Origin of the sequence: Pseudoduganella sp. R-34 (genome assembly GCF_049904655.1) — a bacterium.
In the GTDB taxonomy this organism is placed as follows: domain Bacteria; phylum Pseudomonadota; class Gammaproteobacteria; order Burkholderiales; family Burkholderiaceae_D; genus Rugamonas.
Genome location: NZ_CP184572.1, coordinates 3,348,168 through 3,366,931, shown reverse-complemented (window position 1 = coordinate 3,366,931; position 18,764 = coordinate 3,348,168). Strand labels below are relative to the sequence as shown.

Annotated in this window: 13 protein-coding genes; 8 read left to right on the top strand and 5 right to left on the bottom strand. The window is 63.7% G+C overall.

The window, feature by feature from the left end; translation table 11 throughout:
- The first annotated feature begins 122 nt into the window (after nt 1-122).
- Entirely contained in the window at nt 123-1,628 is a 1,506-nt protein-coding gene (locus ACN9MW_RS15565) for a peptide MFS transporter (protein WP_426172044.1), read from the top strand.
- A 65-nt stretch (nt 1,629-1,693) separates the two neighbouring features.
- Here the strand turns inward: ACN9MW_RS15565 and glpD are convergent, their stop codons facing one another.
- Genes glpD through ACN9MW_RS15550 form a run of 3 tightly spaced genes read right to left on the bottom strand, consistent with a single transcriptional unit; the run spans nt 1,694 to nt 6,739 of the window.
- Nucleotides 1,694-3,205, bottom strand: coding sequence for a glycerol-3-phosphate dehydrogenase (gene glpD, locus ACN9MW_RS15560; protein WP_426172043.1), 1,512 nt, complete (start codon nt 3,203-3,205; stop codon nt 1,694-1,696).
- An 11-nt stretch (nt 3,206-3,216) separates the two neighbouring features.
- A complete protein-coding gene (locus tag ACN9MW_RS15555; protein ID WP_426172042.1) occupies nt 3,217-4,494 on the bottom strand; it encodes an amidohydrolase family protein in 1,278 nt (425 codons plus the stop codon).
- Between the two features lie 13 nt (nt 4,495-4,507).
- Nucleotides 4,508-6,739, bottom strand: coding sequence for an OPT family oligopeptide transporter (locus ACN9MW_RS15550; protein ID WP_426172041.1), 2,232 nt, complete (start codon nt 6,737-6,739; stop codon nt 4,508-4,510).
- A gap of 179 nt (nt 6,740-6,918) precedes the next feature.
- Between ACN9MW_RS15550 and ACN9MW_RS15545 the strand changes: the two genes are divergently transcribed.
- From ACN9MW_RS15545 to serB, 7 genes are all read left to right on the top strand, one after another.
- Nucleotides 6,919-9,246: a penicillin-binding protein 1A gene (locus ACN9MW_RS15545; protein ID WP_426172209.1), complete on the top strand. Its 2,328-nt coding sequence runs from the start codon at nt 6,919-6,921 to the stop codon at nt 9,244-9,246.
- A gap of 2 nt (nt 9,247-9,248) precedes the next feature.
- Nucleotides 9,249-10,259, top strand: coding sequence for an ABC transporter substrate-binding protein (locus tag ACN9MW_RS15540; RefSeq protein ID WP_426172040.1), 1,011 nt, complete (start codon nt 9,249-9,251; stop codon nt 10,257-10,259).
- The gene (locus tag ACN9MW_RS15535) at nt 10,256-11,026 is read left to right on the top strand and encodes a PP2C family protein-serine/threonine phosphatase (protein ID WP_426172039.1); all 771 of its coding nucleotides are present in this window, start codon (nt 10,256-10,258) and stop codon (nt 11,024-11,026) included. The genes ACN9MW_RS15540 and ACN9MW_RS15535 overlap by 4 nt, the downstream gene beginning before the upstream one ends.
- 163 nt (nt 11,027-11,189) lie before the next feature.
- A complete protein-coding gene (locus tag ACN9MW_RS15530) occupies nt 11,190-12,107 on the top strand; it encodes an esterase/lipase family protein (protein ID WP_426172037.1) in 918 nt (305 codons plus the stop codon).
- The gene (locus tag ACN9MW_RS15525) at nt 12,104-13,051 is read left to right on the top strand and encodes a lipase secretion chaperone (protein ID WP_426172036.1); all 948 of its coding nucleotides are present in this window, start codon (nt 12,104-12,106) and stop codon (nt 13,049-13,051) included. The genes ACN9MW_RS15530 and ACN9MW_RS15525 overlap by 4 nt, the downstream gene beginning before the upstream one ends.
- 61 nt (nt 13,052-13,112) lie before the next feature.
- Nucleotides 13,113-16,544 carry a transcription-repair coupling factor gene (gene mfd, locus ACN9MW_RS15520; protein WP_426172035.1) on the top strand — a complete coding sequence of 1,144 codons (3,432 nt, stop codon included), beginning with the start codon at nt 13,113-13,115 and terminating at the stop codon, nt 16,542-16,544.
- A 14-nt stretch (nt 16,545-16,558) separates the two neighbouring features.
- Complete coding sequence (serB, locus tag ACN9MW_RS15515) at nt 16,559-17,404, top strand: phosphoserine phosphatase SerB (RefSeq protein WP_426172207.1); 846 nt, start codon at nt 16,559-16,561, stop codon at nt 17,402-17,404.
- A gap of 97 nt (nt 17,405-17,501) precedes the next feature.
- Here the strand turns inward: serB and ACN9MW_RS15510 are convergent, their stop codons facing one another.
- Together ACN9MW_RS15510 and ACN9MW_RS15505 are read right to left on the bottom strand one after the other, a co-directional pair.
- Entirely contained in the window at nt 17,502-18,308 is an 807-nt protein-coding gene (locus tag ACN9MW_RS15510; RefSeq protein WP_426172205.1) for an APH(3')-I family aminoglycoside O-phosphotransferase, read from the bottom strand.
- A gap of 26 nt (nt 18,309-18,334) precedes the next feature.
- A complete protein-coding gene (locus ACN9MW_RS15505) occupies nt 18,335-18,736 on the bottom strand; it encodes a hypothetical protein (protein ID WP_426172033.1) in 402 nt (133 codons plus the stop codon).
- Nucleotides 18,737-18,764: the final 28 nt, after the last annotated feature.

Here is an 18,764-nt window from a genome sequence, read left to right as displayed (position 1 = left end):
ATGCCGATTCACAGACGCAAGCTTGGCAAACATACCACAATGCTGCTTTGCAGCACGCGAATTTGCCCTTAACCGTGCGGGGTGGATTACAATTCGGCTTTTTTTCGACCAGGAGAAACCGCATGAGCGGTCCTATCACGCAAACCACTGAGGCTAAGATCCCTGAATTCAGGCAGATCATGGGTCACCCTGCTCCGCTCTGGATGCTGTTCATGTCCGAATTTTGGGAACGCTTTGCGTTTTACGGGATTCGCTGGGCGCTGGTACTGTACGTCGTTTCCGAGTTCTACCATGGCGACAAGTCGGGCCAGGCAGCAGCCAACCTGACTTACGGTTCCTACCTGGCGCTGGTGTATGCCGGTGCGCTGTTCGGCGGCTACGTTGCCGACCGCATACTTGGTTACCAGCGTTCTATCCTGCTCGGCGCCAGCTTCATGGCAGCTGGCCTGTTCATGATTGCGATTCCCGATCCGACGATCTTCAAGTTCGGCCTGGCGACGATCATCGTCGGTAACGGCATGTTCAAGCCGAATATCTCGACCATGGTCGGCAAGCTGTATTCGCTGGGCGATACCCGCCGCGATTCCGGCTTCACCATCTTCTACATGGGCATCAACGTCGGCGGCTTCCTGGCCCCGATCGTTACCCAGCTTCTGGCGCAGAAGGTCTTCAACACCGGCAATACGCCGGCCTACAAGATCGTGTTCATTTCCGCCGGCGTCGGCATGATCATTTCGCTGTTCTGGTTCTACCTGGGCCGCCGCGGCCTGAAGGGCATTGGCGAACCGGCACCGGAAGCCAAGAGCCCGATGCGCATCGCCTACGTGGCGCTGGGCGCACTGGCCATGATTCCTGTCGTGTACTCCCTGCTGGCGCTGGGCGCGGAAAAACTGCAGGGCGTGCTGACCGTGCTGTTCCTGATCCTGGTTGTGATGCTGATCGTGGAAGGTGTGCGCAACGGTCCCGTGTCCCGCGACAAGACCATCGCCATGATGGTGATCTTCGCCTTCAACATCATGTTCTGGTGCTTCTTCGAACAGGCAGGTTCGTCGTTCACCTTCCTGGCTGACGAGATCGTGAACCGCGACCTGGGCTTCATGATCTTCCCGACCGCCTGGTTCCAGTCCGTGAACTCGCTCGCCATCATCTTCTTCGCGCCAGTCGTGGCAGCGGTATGGGTCTGGATGGGCAAACGCGGCAAGAACCCATCGATCCCGCGCAAGTTCGCCCTCGGTATCATCGGTAACGGCCTGGCGTTCGGCCTGCTGATGTACGCCCTGACCCACCTGGTCGACGACAAGAGGATGATTCCGTTCTGGACCCTGTTCATGGTCTACGTGATCCAGTCCATCGGTGAACTGTGCCTGTCCCCGATCGGCCTGTCGATGGTGACCAAGCTGGCTCCGACCCGCCTGGTCGGCATGGGCATGGGCGGCTGGTTCCTGTCCACCGGCATCGGCAACAACCTGTCCGGCATCGTCGCATCGATGATGTCCGGCGAACATGGCATGACCGTGGAATCGGCGCTGACCGGCTACACCCAGGGCTTCTGGATCCTGATCGGCGGCGGCGTGCTGCTGTTCGTCCTCGCCCCGGTCATCCAGAAACTGATGCACGGCGTCAAATAAATAAATGGGGACGCACCCCATTTATCAGGCAACAAAAAAGGCAGCTTCGGCTGCCTTTTTTTGTTTCAGTTCGCTGCCAGCCAGGCGTCGAGCCGGGCTTCGGCTCCTGCCGGCAAATGCAGGCCGAGCTTGGAACGGCGCCACAGGATGTCGGCAGCCGTCACTGCCCATTCCTTGCGGCGCAGGTAGTTCACTTCCGCCGCGTACACGCCGGGCAGGATTTCCTCCCCCATGTCCGCCAGCGATGCACAGCTTTCGAGCAGGGTGTGCACCCGTGTGCCATATGCGCGCACATAGCGCTTCACCAGCTCCTGCGGCAGCCAGTCGTACTTCACCTGCACGGCGGCGGCCCAGGCGCAAAACTCCTGCACTGAACGATTCTGAGGCATGGCGCCAAACAGGTCGCCGCCTGGCAAGCAGGCCCTTTCGGTCCAGCCTTTTTCCGGCCGGCCAAGCGTCTTGCAAAGGATGTCCACCGCATCCTCGGCCAGCTTGCGGAACGTCGTGATCTTGCCGCCGAAGATGTTCAGCAGCGGCGCGCCTTCCTTGTCCAGCTCCAGGAAATAGTCGCGCGTCACGGCCTTGGCGTCGGCTGCGGCATCTTCCAGCAATGGGCGCACGCCGGCGTAGGTCCACACCACGTCGGCCGGGCGCACCGGCTCGCGGAAGTAGCCGCTGGCCAGTTCGCACAAGTAGCGGATCTCGCTTTCGTCGATCGCCACGCGCTGCGGGTCGCCCTTGTATTCAAGGTCGGTGGTGCCGATCAGCGTGAAATCGCGTTCATACGGGATGGCAAACACAATGCGCCCATCCTTGTTCTGGAAGATATACGCCTGGTCATGCTCGAAGATGCGGCGCACCACGATATGGCTGCCTTTGACCAGGCGCAAATGGCGCGACTGCTGCTTGCCGCCTGCCGACTGGATGAAGGACTGCGCCCAGGGTCCGGCCGCATTGACCACGGCACGGGTGGTAATCCGCTTTTCAGTGCCATCGGCCTTGCGCAGCGTCGCCACCCAGTGATCGGCATGACGCTCGACGCCGATGCAACTGGTGCGGGTCAGGATGCATGCGCCTTTGGCACAGGCATCAACGGCATTCAGGACGACCAGCCGGGCATCGTCCACCCAGCCGTCGGAGTATTCGAAGCCGGCAGTGTAGGTTTCCTTCAGCGGCCGCCCCGCAGGATGGCAACGCAGGTTGATGCCGCGCGAGCCGGGCAGCAGCTCGCGCTTGGCCAGCATATCGTAGAGGAAAAGTCCGGCACGGATCAGCAGCGCGGGACGCTGCCCGGCGTCGTGCGGCATCACAAAACGCATGGGCCACATGATGTGCGGCGCGCTGCGCAACAGCACTTCGCGTTCGGCCAGCGCCTTGCGCACCAGCCGGAATTCATAGTACTCAAGGTAGCGCAGGCCACCGTGAATCAGCTTGGTGGAGGCAGACGAGGTATGCGACGCCAGGTCGTCCTTCTCGCACAGGACGACGCACAGGCCGCGGCCCGCCGCGTCGCGGGCGATGCCCGCCCCATTGATCCCGCCGCCAACTACCAGTACATCGCAATCTACGTCCGCCATGCGCTCCCCGATTACAGTTTATAAACAACGCCTTCCTTCATCACGAATCCTACCTTCTGCAGCAGGGTGATGTCCTTCAATGGATCGCCGGCCACCGCCACGATATCGGCCGCGAAACCCGGCTCCAGCGCCCCCAGGCGGCTGGACTGGCCCAGCAGCGAGGCGGCGCCGAGCGTGGCCGAACGGATTGCTTCCAGCGCCGGCATGCCCGCCTCCACCATGTAGGCGAATTCCTTTGCGTTCTCGCCGTGCGGGAACACGCCAGCGTCGGTGCCGAAGGCGATCTTCACGCCAGCCTTGTAGGCCCGGGTAAAAGTACCCTGGATCTGCGGCCCGATGGCTGCAGCCTTGGGGCGTACCAGCGGCGAATAGTAGTTCGGCTCCTTCGCCTTGTCCGCCACATAGCGGCCGGCGCTGATGGTCGGCACATACCAGCCACCGGTCTTCTTGAACAGGGCAATCGCTTCGTCGTCCATGAAAGTGCCGTGCTCGATCGAGTCCACGCCCGCCCTCAGTGCGCGCTTCATGCCATCCGCACCGTGGGCATGCGCGGCGACCTTGAAGCCGTAATCCCTGGCGGCAGCGATCAGCGCTTTCAGTTCAGAGTCGTCAAACTGCGAGTTCATGCCGCTGCTGGCCTGGCTGAGGACACCGCCGGTGGCGGTGATCTTGATAACGTCCGCACCTTCCTGGTAGCGAGCGCGCACCGCCTGGCGCGCTTCATCGGGACTGTTGATCACGCCTTCGTCCGGTCCCGGCGTGCCATGCAGGTGGCGCAATTCGCGCGACTGGCCGTTGCTTGGGTCGGCGTGGCCGCCGGTGGTGGCGATGGCTTTGCCGGCTGTGAACATGCGCGGGCCGACGATGGCGCCGGTATTGATGGCGCGCTTCATCGCAATGTTCAGGCCCTCGTTGGCGCCAAGGTCGCGTACCGTGGTGAAGCCGGCTTTCAACGTGCGTTCAGCAAAGGCGACCGAGTCATAGGCGCGGTCGATGGCGTCCAGCGTCATCTGGCCGCGCAAGGCTTCGACCTGGGGCTGCGTCTGGCTGGTCAGGTGCACGTGCATGTCGATGAAGCCCGGCATGCAGGACATGGCTCCCAGGTCCACGTCGCCCTTGCCTTGGGTGGGCTCGATCGCCTTCACCGAGCCGTTCTCGATATGCACCGTGACCTTCTCGCGCCAGACACCGGCCTTGACGTCCAGCAGGCGGCCGCAGTCGACCGTTTGCGTGGCGGCGCTGGCCGCTCCCATCGTCAACAGCAGGCCCGCCGCACCCAGTTTCCTCATCGCCCAGTCTCCTTTAAGGTGTGGATCTTTCTCGCGCCGCCCACAGGAGCAGCGCCATGATTACAGCATAAGGCAGCAAGGACAGCAAATCGGCCGCCGGTCCGCTGAAGAAAGGATTGCTGTTTTCGGCCCACGCGGTCACCGCGGCATCGAAATTGGTCATCACGCCTGCCGTGATGGCGATCACAATGCCGGCCAGGGCGCCGCCGGCGATGTAGCCGGAGGCCAGCAGCACGCCTTCGCTGCGGTCGCCAGCCGCCTGCAGCTCTTCCTCGTTCATGCCTGCATATTGCGGCAGCCTGTTGTTGCGGCGGTCGGCCAGCCAGCGCAGCACGCCGCCCACCGCAATCGGCAGCGTGGCCGACAGCGGCAGGTACACGCCCACGGCAAACGACAGCGACTGCACGCCCGACATCTCCAGCACCAACGCAATCATCACGCCCAGCATCACCAGCGTCCAGGGCAGTTGCTGGTCGAGGATGCCCTTGATAATGTACGACACCAGCACCGCCTTCGGCGCATCGTATTTGCGCACCTCGGTGCCGTCCGGGCGCTTGTGGTGCGTGCCGTTGATGCCCGGATCGACGAACCAGACCGCCTTGCCGTCCGGCGCGACCAGGTATTTGCCCTCCGGCCCGCCTTGCGCATCCGGCTTCTGCCACACCTTGTAGGTAGTGCTGTCGCCGGCCGCCTGCGGCCCCTCCAGGCGCGCGCTCGCCGTGAGCCGCGAGGCATCGGTCGCCAGTCCCGGCGCAACCTGGGCCGCCGGCACATAGACCGTGCTGGAATTATTCAGTTGCAGCAGGATGGGACCGAGCAGCAGGGCCGATGCCAGCGAGCCGACCAGCATGGCGTACTGCTGCAGGCGCGGCGTGGAACCGACCAGGAAGCCGGTCTTCAGGTCTTGCGACACCGTGCCGGCGTTGGCCGAGGCGATGCAGACGATCGCCCCCACCGACAGCGCCGTGACGTAATACTGGCCGCCGGTCCAGCCGACCATCAGGAAAATCAGGCAGGTAAACAGCAGCGTCGCCACCGCCATGCCGGAGGTCGGGTTGGAAGAAGAACCGATCTCGCCGGTCAGGCGCGAGGAAACCGTGGAGAACAGGAAGCCGAACACCAGGATCAGCAAGGCGCCCAGCAAATTCATATGCAGCGGCGCGGACGCCGTAATCACCGCGATCAGGCCCAGGCAACCCAGCACCACCCACTTCATCGGGATATCCTGCTCGGTGCGGCGTGTAGCGTCGGCTTTGCTGCCCTTGCCCACGCCGGACAGGCCGGCCGCCAGGCTGCGCCAGATCATCGGCATTGCACGCAGCAGCGCGATCAGGCCGCCCGCCGCCACAGCACCGGCGCCGATGTACAGGATATAGGCGCCGCGCACATCGTCCGGCCCCATGTCGGAAATGAGCATGGTGGCCGGCGCCAGGATGGTGGTGAGCGGGTCGCCGAAGAACCTGATCATCGGGATCAGCAGCAGGTAGGACAGCACGCCGCCCGCCGTCATGGTCAGCGCAATGCGGGGGCCGATGATGTAGCCCACGCCCAGCAGCTCCGGCGACACTTCGGCGCCGATCGAACCGCCCTTCAGCGGCGCGCCCAGCACGACTTCCGGCGTGTCCTTCCAGCCTTTGAAGGAAACGTTGAGCGCCTTGTACAGCAGCCCGATGCCAAAGCCGCCGAAGATCAGCCGTGCGCGGCGGCGTGCATCGCGCGCCGCGTCGGACTCGCCCTGCACCGGTTCGCCGGCCGCCTGGCGCGAGGAATCGCTGGCCGCGGCCTTCAGCACCTCGGCGCAAGCGGTCCCCTCGGGGAACTTCAGCTCGTGGTGCTGGTCCACGATCATGGTGCGGCGCATCGGAATCATCATGAGGATGCCCAGCAGGCCGCCCAGCACGCCCACCAGCATGACGCGCCAGATTTCCAGTTCAAAGCCCAGGATCAGGATGGCCGGCATGGTCACGCCGAGGCCGAACGCAATCGATTCGCCGGCAGAACCGGCGGTCTGCGCGATGCTGTTTTCCAGGATGCTGGCATCCTTGCCGCCCAGTTTTTTGGCCAGGCCGAAGAAAGTGATTGCGATGACTGCGACGGGAATCGAAGCGCTGACCGTCAGGCCCACCTTGAGGACCAGGTACAACGAAGAAGCGCCAAACACCATGCCCAGCAAGGTTCCGAGGAACAAGGCGCGGAACGTCATTTCCGGCAGCCGCGCCTCGTCGGGGATATAGGGACGGAACACGTGAATCCTTTTAGACTAAAACACCTAGGACTATGGCATAAATAGCAATGAAGTAGCAACTATCGAGTAGTCTATAATGCCCCGACTTAGCAATCGAGAGAGCTGATTTGATCAATCGTCCTTCCTGGCTGAACCGCCGTAACGTCATCCGCGCCAGCATCGGCGCAGGCCTCGCCGCCATGGCCGGCGGCATCGCCCTGGCCTGCTATGCCGCCTTCGTGATCCGCCCCAACCTGCCAACGCTGGAAGCGGTCACCGATTACCGTCCCAAGATCCCGCTGCGCATCTACACGGCAGACAAGGTGCTGATCGGCGAATTCGGCGAGGAACACCGCGACTTCACGCCGATTGACCAGGTGCCGGAGCTGATGAAGAAGGCCGTGCTGGCAATTGAAGACTCGCGCTTCTATGAACACGGCGGCATTGACTGGAAGCGCGTGCTGGGCGCCGCCCGCGCCAACCTGCGCGGCAGCTTCCGCCAGGGCGGCTCGACGATCACCATGCAGGTGGCGCGCGACTTCTATCTCAGCAAGGACAAATTCATCTCCCGCAAGCTGGCCGAGGCCATGCTCGCCTACCGCATCGAGGATGCGCTGGACAAGGACAAGATCCTCGAGCTGTACATGAACAATATCTACCTGGGCCAGCGCTCCTATGGCTTCGCCAGCGCCGCCCAGGCTTACTTCGGCAAATCGCTGAAGGAATTGTCGATCGCCGAAACGGCGATGCTGGCAGGCCTGCCGCAAAACCCTTCGCGCAACAACCCTGCCGTCAATCCGAAGAAAGCGCGCTCGCGCCAGCAGGTGGTGCTGCGCCGCATGTTCGAACTCGAATACATTACCGAAGCCCAGTACGAAAAGGCGAAGAAGGAACAGCTGCACGTCAACCACCGCGGCCAGGAGTTCGACGTCCACGCCGAATACGTGGCCGAACTGGCGCGCCAGGCTGTCTTCGCGCAGTTCAAGGAAGAGACCTACACCAAGGGCATCAACGTCTACACCACCATCCAGTCGCGCGACCAGGAAGCGGCCTACGACTCCGTGCGCCGCAACGTGCTGGCCTACGACCAGCGCCACGGCTACCGCGGCCCGGAAACCTATATTGAATTGCCCGCCGACGAAGAAGAACGCGGCGACGCCATCGACGAGGTGCTGGGCAAGCGCGTGGTCAGCGACGGCCTGATACCAGCCGTGGTGCTGGAAGCCAGCCCTACCCTGGTCAAGGCCGAAACATCGGACGGCGACGTGCTTTCGATCAGCGGCGAGGGCCTGAAACTGGCAGCGTCCGCACTGTCCAGCAAGGCCAAGCCTGCTTCCGCGATCCGTCCCGGCGCGGTGATCCGCGTCATGCAGACCGAAAAGAAAGGCTGGGCCATCACCCAGGTGCCGCAGGTCGCGGCTGCTTTCGTGGCGCTGGACGCCAATACCGGAGCCTACCAGGCCATGGTGGGCGGCTTCGACTACGGCCTGCAAAAGTTCAACCACGTGACGCAGGCCTGGCGCCAGCCTGGTTCCTCGATCAAGCCATTCATCTACTCCGCTGCAGTGTCCAAGGGCTTCGGCCCCGGCACGGTAATCGCCGACGAACCGCTGGAGCTGCCGGGCAGCTCGATCGGACAGCCGTGGAAGCCGCAAAACGACGACGGCAAGTTCGACGGCCAGGTCACCATGCGCCGCTCGCTGGCAGCATCGAAGAACGTACCTTCGGTGCGCATCCTGCGCGCCTCTGGCCTGGACGATACGCACGCCTACCTGGCCCGCTTCGGCTTCGACCTGTCGCGCCATCCGAAGAACTTCACCATGGCGCTCGGCACCGGCGCCGTCACGCCGCTGCAACTGGCCGGCGCCTATGCAGTCTTCGCCAACGGCGGCTACAAGGCCACGCCCTACCTGATCTCCCGCGTGACCGACGCCAAGGGCGTGCTCGTCATGGATATCGAGCCGCCCGCGCCGGCCACTGCCGGCGAGCGCGTGCTTGACGAGCGCAACGTCTTCATCATGGACAGCATGATGCGCGACGTCGCCCGCAGCGGCACCGGCGCTGCCGCCGGCCGCCTGGGCCGCCCCGACCTGGCCGGCAAGACCGGCACCACCAGCGACTCCTTCGACGGCTGGTTCGCCGGCTATGGCGGTGGCGTGGTGGCAGTGGCCTGGATGGGATATGACGATCCGAAGTCGCTGGGCGGCCGCGAGTTCGGCGCAACCCTGTCGCTGCCGATCTGGATGGACTATATGCGCTCGGCGCTGCCGAAGCATCCAGCGATCGACCGTCCTGTACCCGAAGGCGTGGTGCAATTGAACGGAGACTGGCTGCTGGAAGAATATGCCAGCGACCCGACCGTGCTGGCGATCGACATGGGCGACGTTCCGGCGGAAGGCGAGCAACCAGCGCCAGCCGACGGCGCCCCGCAGCAACCGGCCGTGCCGGCTGCACCAACGCAGCCAGCGCCACCGAACCAGCCCGCGCTGCAGCAGGTCCCGCAACAGCAAGCCCCGGCAGGTACCTGAACATGCCGGGCCAAAGGGCTCCATCGTTCCGGCGCCGGCGCCTGCTCGGCGCCGCGGCAGCGCTGGCGCCGCTGGCGGCCTTCGCCCCCGCGGCCTGCGCGCACAGCGCGAGCCCGCATGTCCCGCGCATCTACATGATCCTGTTCCGCGGCGAGACCGACGTTGAAGCCGGCTTTCTCCAATGGTTCAAGGACAAGCGCCTGCAGCCTGAATTCGTGGTGCGCAGCGTTGACATGGACTCCTCTCGCGTGCCGACCCTGCTCGAAGAAGCCCGCGCCTGGCATGCGGACCTGATCTACACCTGGGGCACGCCGGTAAGCCTGGCGGTGGCAGCCCGGGAATTTGAGATTCCCATCGTGTTCACCATGGTCTCCGCACCGATCGCGGCCGGGCTGGCGCGAAACCTCGCCTCGTCCGGGCGCAACCTGACCGGCGTCAGCCACGTGGTGCCGGCCCGTCAGCAAATGGCCGCCATCCGCAGCTACCGCCGTTTCGACCGCATCGCAGCAATCTTCAATCCCAACGAAGTGAACGCACGGGTCGCCATGCGCGAAATGCGCGCCGAAGCAGAGCGGGTGGGCGCCGAATTCACGCCCCATCCGCTTCCGCTGGACGCGCAAGGGCAGCCGCGCGCCGACGCGATTCCGGGCCTGCTGGCGGACCTGGCCGAACACAGGGTGCAGTTGCTTTATATTGGCCCCGACAGTTTCATCGCTTCGCAGCGCATCCTGGTCACGGAAGCCGCTCTGGCGCTTGGCCTGCCGGTATTTTCCGCCGCTGAAGTGGCGCTGCGCGACGGCAGCGCCCTGTTTGGCCTGGTCGCCGGATATGCGAACGTGGGACGCCTGACTGCCCATAAAGCCGCCCAGATCCTGTACCATCGCGTCAAGGCTGCCGCGCTTCCGATCGAAACGCCGGGCAGCTACTCTTACCTCGTCAACATGGACGTGGCACGCCAGCTCGGCATGATGCCGCCGGCCCGCGTGCTGCAGTTTGCGGAGCAAATCAAATGATCCCGCTGTCGCCGCCGGTATTGCAGCAGATGACCATGGGCCTGGCCTATGGCTTGACAGACGTCGGCACGGTACGCCCCAGCAACCAGGACAACCTGCTCCTGCTGCCGGACTTGCACCTTGTTGCCGTCGCCGACGGCATGGGCGGCCATGTCGGCGGCGACATCGCGAGCACCGAAGCCTTGCTGCTGGTGTGGAAGCACCTGCGCGCCCAGCATGTACCGGGCAGCGATGCCGAGGCTCTGCGCCAGCTGCATGAGGCAGTCCTGTTTGCCAACACCACCCTGTTCCGCAACAATGCGGCCGCCGGCCTGGCAGATGGCTATGGCATGGGGACGACGCTGACCGGCATGTGGCAGCCGCACGCGGACGGTCCGGCCTTCATTTTCCACGTCGGCGACAGCCGCATCTACCGCTACCGCAACGGGCAACTGGTCCAGCTTACGCACGACCAGACCCTGTACCAGCAGGCGCTGGAAGCCGGCATGAAGGGCATCCTGCCGCCGCGCAACCTGCTGCTGCAGGCGATCGGGCCGGGCGAAGAGGTGCGGCCGGACGTGTTCTCGCATCAGCCGGCGCCGGGCGACCTTTACCTGTTGTGCAGTGATGGCTTGTATGGCGCTTCGGAGCAGGAGGCCCTGTCCGCGCTGCTGTCCCAGGCCGGACCAGATAACCTGCCTGAAACCTGTGCGGCCCTGGTCGAAAAAGCCAAGCAGGATGGCAGCCGCGATAACATCACGGCCATCCTGCTGCTTTATCCGGCCTGAAATATTCCCCTTCGCCAACGAAATACCGCTTCCGCGCGCCTTCTACGCAACAAAGTGCTTTGGCACTGAAGGAACCCACCGTGCTAATTCAGCGATGTTGTCGCGCGCCTCGCCGCCGATGCTAGATTGGGCTCTCCAACAACCCATCAGCACAGGAGGCTTTATGAAGAAGTTCGTCCGGCAGCTGCTTTCGGTACTGTTCATCGCGTTCACCGCAATCGTCGCAATCCCCGCTTCCGCAACCGGCTACACGCAAACCCGCTACCCCATCGTCCTGGTCCACGGCCTGTTCGGCTTCGACAGCCTGGGCCCGCTCGAATACTTTTACGGCGTTCCCGGCGCGCTGCGCAGCGGAGGGGCGCGGGTCTATGTGACGTCGGTTTCGGCAGCCAACAGCACGGAAGTGCGCGGTGAACAGCTCCTGTTCCAGGTGCGCCAGATCCTGGCGGCAACCGGTGCGGAAAAGGTCAACCTGATTGGCCATAGCCACGGCGGTCCGACCTCGCGCTATGTGGCCTCGGTGCGGCCGGACCTGGTGGCCTCGGTGACCAGCATCGGCGGCGTGAACAAGGGCTCGAAGGTGGCGGACGTGCTGGTGGGCGCGGCCCCGGACCTGGTCTACAGTGTCGGCAACGCGCTGGGCGGCTTCCTCGGCCTGATTTCCGGCAGCCCGTCGCTGCCCCAGGACGCCTACGCGGCGGCCCAGTCGCTCAGCACTGCCGGCACCGCGACTTTCAATGCCCGCCATCCCGCCGGCCTGCCGACGACAAGCTGCGGCGAAGGCGCGCACCAGGCCAACGGCGTCTATTACTTCTCCTGGAGCGGTGCCACTCCTTATACCAACGTCTTCGATCCCGCCGATCCCTTCCTCGCAGTCACTTCGATCGCCTTTGGCGGCGCCAAAAACGATGGCCTGGTCGCGAGCTGCTCGTCCCACCTCGGCCGCGTGATCCGCGACGACTACTGGATGAACCACCTCGACGAAGTCAACCAGATGGTCGGCATCACCCACCTGTTCGAGACCAGCCCGGTGACGCTGTTCCGCCAGCACGCCAACCGCCTGCAAGGAATGGGCCTGTGAGCGCCCGCGGCCGGGCGGGCTTGATGGCATTCGCGCTGGCCGCAGCCGGGGCGCTCGCACTCTGGGCGACTGGCGGCAGCACGCCGCCAGCGCAATCGCCCGTGGCCGCCGCGCCGCCAATGCCGCAGAGGACCGGTCCGGCGCCGTTCCCCTTCGTTCCCTCCATGGCCGGCACCGAGCCGGATGGCCGGCTGGGCGCCGCCGGCGACGCGCTGAAGGTCGACGCCGAATTGCGCCACCTGTTCGACTACTACCTGTCCGCGCTGGGCGAAGCGGAGCTACCGGCCATCCGCGCCGGCATCGAGCAAGAGCTGGCGCGGCGCCTGAAGCCCGCTGCGGCGACCGAAGCCAGGCGCCTGCTTGGCCAATACCTGGCCTACAAACGCGCCCTGGCCGAGGCAGGCCAGGACGTGAGCGCGCCCGCTGCCGGCACCGCATTCGCCGCCGCCGCCCGCCAGCGCCTGCTCGCCATGCAGGAATTGCGCAAGCGCTATTTCAGCCCGGCCGAAGCCGCCGGCCTGTTCGGCGATACCGATGCCCGCGACCAGGATGCCATCGCCCGCCTGGAACTGGTGGACGACAAGTCGCTGACGCCCGGCCAGCGCCTGCAAAAGCTGGCAGAGCTGGACCGCAAGCTGCCGCCCGCCCTGCAGGAAGAGCGGGCCGCCCCGCAGCGCGTGCTGAACCTGGAACAGCAGGTCGAAGCCGCCCGCAATGGCGGCGCCAGCGAAGACGACATCTTCCGCCTGCGCGCAGCAGCATTCGACCCGCAAGGCGCCAACCGGCTGGCCCAACTCGACCGCGAACAAGCCGCCTGGCTGCGCCGGATCGCCGCCTACCGTGCTGCCAGCGCCGGCCTGGGCGAAAACCAGGCTGCGATCCAGCAGCTGCGTGATAATCTTTTTACATCATCGGAACAAAAACGGCTGGGCGCCTACGAATAGGTGCTTGCACTATAATGTGGGGCCAGCATATTAGTGTCTCCTCAGTTAGCGCCACGTTTGCATGCCCTTCGACTTCAAAAAAGCACTTCCCAAGCCCGGCAACCGCTTCGCGTTGCCTAATTTGTTCGGCTCCGGTGACGCCTACGCGCTGGCGCAAACGGCACTCGAATTGAAAGCTCGCGGCCAGATGCTGGCCGTGGTCGTGGCCCAGGCCAGCGACGGCCAGCGCCTGCTGGCCGAAATCCCCTGGTTCGCCAATGGCGGCCTGCGCTGCCACCTGCTGCCCGACTGGGAAACCCTGCCTTACGACGCCTTCTCGCCGCACCAGGACCTGGTATCCGAGCGCCTGGCAACCCTGCATGAGATCCAGACCGGCCAGTGCGACGTGGCCATCATTCCTGCCACCACCGCCCTGGTGCGCATGGCGCCGCCCTCTTTCCTGGCCGCCTACACCTTCTTCTTCAAGCAGGGCGAGTCGCTGGACGAGGCAAAACTGAAGTCGCAACTGACCCTGGCCGGCTACACCCACGTCAGCCAGGTGATGTCACCCGGCGAATATTCCGTGCGCGGCGGCCTGATCGACCTGTTCCCGATGGGTTCCGCCCTGCCGTACCGCCTGGACCTGTTCGGCGACACCATCGAAACCATCCGCACTTTCGACGCCGACACCCAGCGCTCGCTGTATCCGGTCAAGGAAGTGCGCCTGCTGCCAGGCCGCGAATTCCCGATGGACGAAGCATCGCGCACCGCTTTCCGCAGCCGCTGGCGCGAGACTTTTGAAGGCGACCCGTCGCGCGCCGTGGTCTACAAGGACATCAGCAGCGGCATCGCCTCCGCCGGTATCGAATACTACCTGCCGCTGTTCTTCGACGAAACCGCGACCTTCTTCGACTACCTGCCGGCAGAAGCCAGCGTGGCAATGGTGGGCGATATCGACGCCGCCATCAAGCGCTTCTGGGCCGACACCGAATCGCGCTACAAATTCCTGAAGGCCGACCGCGAGCGCCCTATCCTGCCGCCGCAGGACATCTTCCTCGGCGACGAACAGTTCTTCATCCTGGCCAAGCCGCATCCGCGCATCGCCATCTCGCGCGACATGTCGCTGCCGTCGTCGGAACTGTCGGCGCCGATCCCGAACATCGCCGTCAACCGCCACCTGGACGACCCGCTGACCAACCTGCGCGCCTACCTGATGCAGTCCGGCCGGCGCGTGATGATCTGCGCCGAAACCAACGGCCGCCGCGAAACGCTGCAGCAGTACTTCGCCGAATTCGACCTGTCGCCGGCCCTGATCGAAGGCTTCGACGGTTTCCTGGCCAGCGACGCCAAGCTGGTGCTGGGCGTCGCGCCCCTACATGCCGGCTTTGAGCTCGATGACGGCCTGGCCTTCATCACCGAAACCGAGCTGTATGCCGGCAGCGGCCGCCGCGCCGGCCGCAAGAAACAGGAAGCGGTCACGCAAGTCGAATCGATGGTGCGCGACCTGTCCGAACTCAAGATCGGCGACCCGGTGGTGCACATCAACCACGGCATTGGCCGTTATATGGGCCTGGTCAGCATGGACCTGGGCGAAGGCGAAACCGAATTCCTGCATCTGGAATACGCCAAGGAGAGCAAGCTGTACGTGCCGGTGTCGCAGCTGCACGTGATCTCGCGCTACTCCGGCGCCTCGCCGGACGACGCACCGCTGCACACCCTCGGTTCCGGCCAGTGGGACAAAGCCAAGCGCAAAGCCGCCGAACAGGTACGCGACACTGCCGCCGAATTGCTCAACCTGTACGCCCGCCGCGCCGCGCGCCAGGGCCACTCGTTCGACTACTCCTCGCACGACTACGAACGTTTCGCCGACAGCTTCGGCTTCGACGAAACGCCGGACCAGGCAGCCGCCATCGGCAACGTGATCAAGGATATGACCTCCGGCAAGCCGATGGACCGCCTGGTATGCGGCGATGTGGGCTTCGGCAAGACCGAGGTGGCGCTGCGCGCAGCCTTCATCGCCGTCATGGGCGGCAAGCAGGTTGCCCTGCTGGCGCCAACCACCCTGCTGGCCGAACAGCACGCCCAGACCTTTGCCGACCGCTTTGCCGACTGGCCGGTGCGCATCGCCGAAATGTCGCGCTTCCGCACCGGCAAGGAAATCGCCAACGCCATCAAGGGCATGCAGGACGGCACGCTGGACATCGTGATCGGCACCCACAAGCTGCTGTCGGACGACGTCAAGTTCGACCGCCTCGGCCTGGTCATCATCGACGAAGAACACCGCTTTGGCGTGCGCCAGAAGGAAGCGCTGAAATCCCTGCGCGCCGAAGTCGACGTGCTGACCCTGACCGCCACGCCGATCCCGCGCACGCTCGGTATGGCGCTGGAAGGCTTGCGCGACTTCTCCGTGATCGCCACCGCGCCGCAAAAGCGACTGGCCATCAAGACTTTTGTGCGCAGCGAGAACGACTCCATCATCCGCGAAGCCGTGCTGCGAGAATTGAAGCGCGGCGGCCAGGTCTACTTCCTGCACAACGAAGTCGAAACCATCCAGAACCGCCTGGCCAAGCTGACGGAAATGCTGCCCGAAGCGCGCATCGCCGTCGCCCACGGCCAGATGCACGAACGCGACCTGGAAAAAGTGATGCGCGACTTCGTGGCGCAGCGCTACAACATCCTGCTGTGCACCACGATTATCGAGACCGGTATCGACGTGCCGACCGCGAACACCATCATCATGCACCGCGCCGACAAGTTCGGCCTGGCGCAGTTGCACCAGCTGCGCGGCCGTGTCGGCCGTTCGCACCACCAGGCATACGCCTACCTGCTGGTGACCGACGTGCAAGGCATGACCAAGCAGGCGCAGCGCCGCCTCGACGCCATCCAGCAGATGGAAGAACTGGGCTCCGGCTTCTACCTCGCGATGCACGACCTGGAAATCCGCGGCGCCGGCGAAGTGCTGGGCGAAAACCAGTCCGGCGAAATGCTGGAAGTAGGCTTCCAGCTCTACACCGACATGCTGAACGAAGCTGTGCGCGCACTGAAGGCAGGCAAAGAGCCCGACCTGGCCGCGCCGCTTGCCACCACCACCGAAATCAACCTGCACACGCCAGCCCTGCTACCAGCGGACTTCTGCGGCGACGTGCACGAACGCCTGTCGATCTACAAACGCCTGGCCAATTGCGAAACCCAGAACGCAATCGACGACCTGCAGGAGGAGCTGATCGATCGCTTCGGCAAACTGCCCGATTCCGCCAAGGCCCTGGTGGAAACCCACCGCCTGCGCATCGCCGCCAAGACCGTCGGCATCATCAAGATCGATGCCCACACCGAAGCGGTCAACCTGCAGTTCATGCCCAAGCCGCCGATCGACCCGATGCGCATCATCCACCTGATCCAGAATCAGCGCCACATCAAGCTGAACGGACAGGACAAGCTCAAGATCACAGCGAACATGCCTGACCTGGCGGCCCGCGTGAACCAGATCAAGACCGCCATCAAACAATTGACATGAACAACGACATGACCATGAACCTTGTGCTGCAGGGCGTCGGCGACTGCGCCGCCCGCCTGCAGCGCATTGCCGCCCTGACCGCGCCGAAAAACGTGGTAACCGTTTCCGACAACGCCCTGCGCTGCGAAGGAATCAGCTTCACGCCAGCGCTGCGCCAGACCATCGAGATCGCAGCCCAGGCAGCCCAGCTCGACGCCACCTACATGATGGGCGTGCGCCGCCTGGACGAATTCAAGCTGGTGGCGATGGATATGGACTCGACCCTGATCACCATCGAATGCATCGACGAAATCGCCGACATGCAGGGCCTGAAGCCGCAAGTCGCCGAAATCACCGAGGCCGCCATGCGCGGCGAACTCGATTTCTCCGAAAGCCTGCGCCGCCGCGTAGCGCTGCTGGAAGACCTTGACGCCGCCGCCCTGGAGCGCGTCTACGACGAACGCCTGCGCCTGTCGACGGGCGCCGAGGAGATGCTGAAAGCCGTCCAAGCCGCCGGCCTGAAAACCCTGCTGGTATCGGGCGGCTTCACCTTCTTCACCGAACGCCTGAAAACCCGCCTCGGCCTGGACTTCACCCGCGCCAACGAACTGGAAATCGTCGACGGCAAGCTGACCGGCAAAGTGATCGGCGAGATCGTCGACGCTACCGTCAAGCGCGACACCGTCGAACACGTCTGCGCTGCCATCGGCATCCTCCCCGAGCAAGCCATCGTCATGGGCGACGGCGCCAACGACCTGAAGATGATGGGCATTTCCGGCCTGTCCGTCGCCTTCCGCGCCAAGCCCGTGGTCCGCGAACAAGCCAACGTCGCCCTCAACTTCGTCGGCCTGGACGGCATCCTCAACCTGCTAGCGCATTAAAAGTCGGGGTCAGGTCTGGCAATCCGCCATCCTTTTCGCATTACGGAAAAGATGTCCGATTGCCAGACCTGACCCCGGCTTTCGATCTGCGTCCGACTCAAAATAGCTCATCCAGCATCAAATGAAATTGCAGTTTTGATGGATCAGGATCGTGCACGCCATATTGCGCCAGAAATCGTCTCTGGAGCGGCGTGCCGAACTCTCCAAGACAATTCCAGGCGATGGCAAGATCCTGGTAGCGATCAGCGATGCCGGCCCGGCCGGCGTCAATGCAGCCAACGACTTTCCCGTCCTGCAGGAGAATGTTATCCAGTGAGAAGTCACCGTGGGTGACGACTGGATCAGGCGCGAGCGGCAGCAGACTTTGCATGGCACCCCAAACCTGTTCAGCAGTCCAGCCTTCGCGATCCTCATCGAAATCGTCTTCGTCCACCAGGTTTGCATCGATGCGTGCTCGCGCACGGAGCAGTCGATATTCGTGATTGCTTGTGAACGGGCAGTCACCGATCGGGATTGCGTGTAGCCGCCGCAGAAACTTCGCAATGGCGTCGACGATCGCGATGCGGTGATCCGGACACGACGCCATGACCTGGTAGGCGCTTTCTCCGGGCACCTCAGACATCAGTAGCCATGCCTCATTGGAAGTGCGAACGAAATGCACGACTTTCGGCACGGGCACATGTCCGCCCAGCCAGCGTAGTCTCGCCATCTCGTCACTTATATCGTCTGCGAGTACACCTTCGCCATACTTCAAAAACATGTCAGGAGCCCCCTCCTTACCGCAAAGGCGGTAGACCGCCCCCCCAGATTGACCAACAGTATTAGGCACCCACTCGTACCCCTCCAATTCGGCAGGGATGCTTGGAGGAAGTCGAAGCGGATGACAAGCCTCGTTGGAATTCATTGCGATCAATCGTCTCCCCTTCTCGCCTAGTCGATCTCAAAAGCTTCTTCATTGCCGTAGTCATTCAGGGCCATGGACTCGACGATATAAGCCAATCGCTGCATCGGATCGTCGGCTTCCTGGTACCAATGGACGATGACGTAGCGCCGCACCGCACGCTGGAAATCCTCGTCCCAAACCAGCTTGGCCGACCACCGTTCGTTGGGTGCCCAGCGTCCAGTGTCTTTAGGAAGCACAGCGATTTCCTGTTCGAGCAACTCCAGGCCATACACAAATTGGCCCCGCCCTTCCATGACCTTCTTTTCCTGAAGCAGTCGGAACCGACGTGCCAGGTACGGCGTACCTTCCAGCATCGCGGCATATGCGTCGTAGCCACGAATGAAGTCGATTTTGGCCACGACTCCGACCGAATCCTTAAGCTTTCTCATAAAACTGCTTACGAAGTAATCTTAGTGT

Bases quoted from the DNA above. Each gene is read 5' to 3' on its own strand.
- mfd (WP_426172035.1), top strand. From the start codon at position 13,113: ATGCCCTTCGACTTCAAAAAAGCACTTCCCAAGCCCGGCAACCGCTTC.
- glpD (WP_426172043.1), bottom strand. From the start codon at position 3,205: ATGGCGGACGTAGATTGCGATGTACTGGTAGTTGGCGGCGGGATCAAT.
- ACN9MW_RS15565 (WP_426172044.1), top strand. From the start codon at position 123: ATGAGCGGTCCTATCACGCAAACCACTGAGGCTAAGATCCCTGAATTC.
- ACN9MW_RS15545 (WP_426172209.1), top strand. From the start codon at position 6,919: ATGGCCGGCGGCATCGCCCTGGCCTGCTATGCCGCCTTCGTGATCCGC.
- ACN9MW_RS15540 (WP_426172040.1), top strand. From the start codon at position 9,249: ATGCCGGGCCAAAGGGCTCCATCGTTCCGGCGCCGGCGCCTGCTCGGC.
- serB (WP_426172207.1), top strand. From the start codon at position 16,559: ATGAACCTTGTGCTGCAGGGCGTCGGCGACTGCGCCGCCCGCCTGCAG.
- ACN9MW_RS15510 (WP_426172205.1), bottom strand. From the start codon at position 18,308: ATGAATTCCAACGAGGCTTGTCATCCGCTTCGACTTCCTCCAAGCATC.
- ACN9MW_RS15505 (WP_426172033.1), bottom strand. From the start codon at position 18,736: ATGAGAAAGCTTAAGGATTCGGTCGGAGTCGTGGCCAAAATCGACTTC.
- ACN9MW_RS15530 (WP_426172037.1), top strand. From the start codon at position 11,190: ATGAAGAAGTTCGTCCGGCAGCTGCTTTCGGTACTGTTCATCGCGTTC.
- ACN9MW_RS15535 (WP_426172039.1), top strand. From the start codon at position 10,256: ATGATCCCGCTGTCGCCGCCGGTATTGCAGCAGATGACCATGGGCCTG.
- ACN9MW_RS15555 (WP_426172042.1), bottom strand. From the start codon at position 4,494: ATGAGGAAACTGGGTGCGGCGGGCCTGCTGTTGACGATGGGAGCGGCC.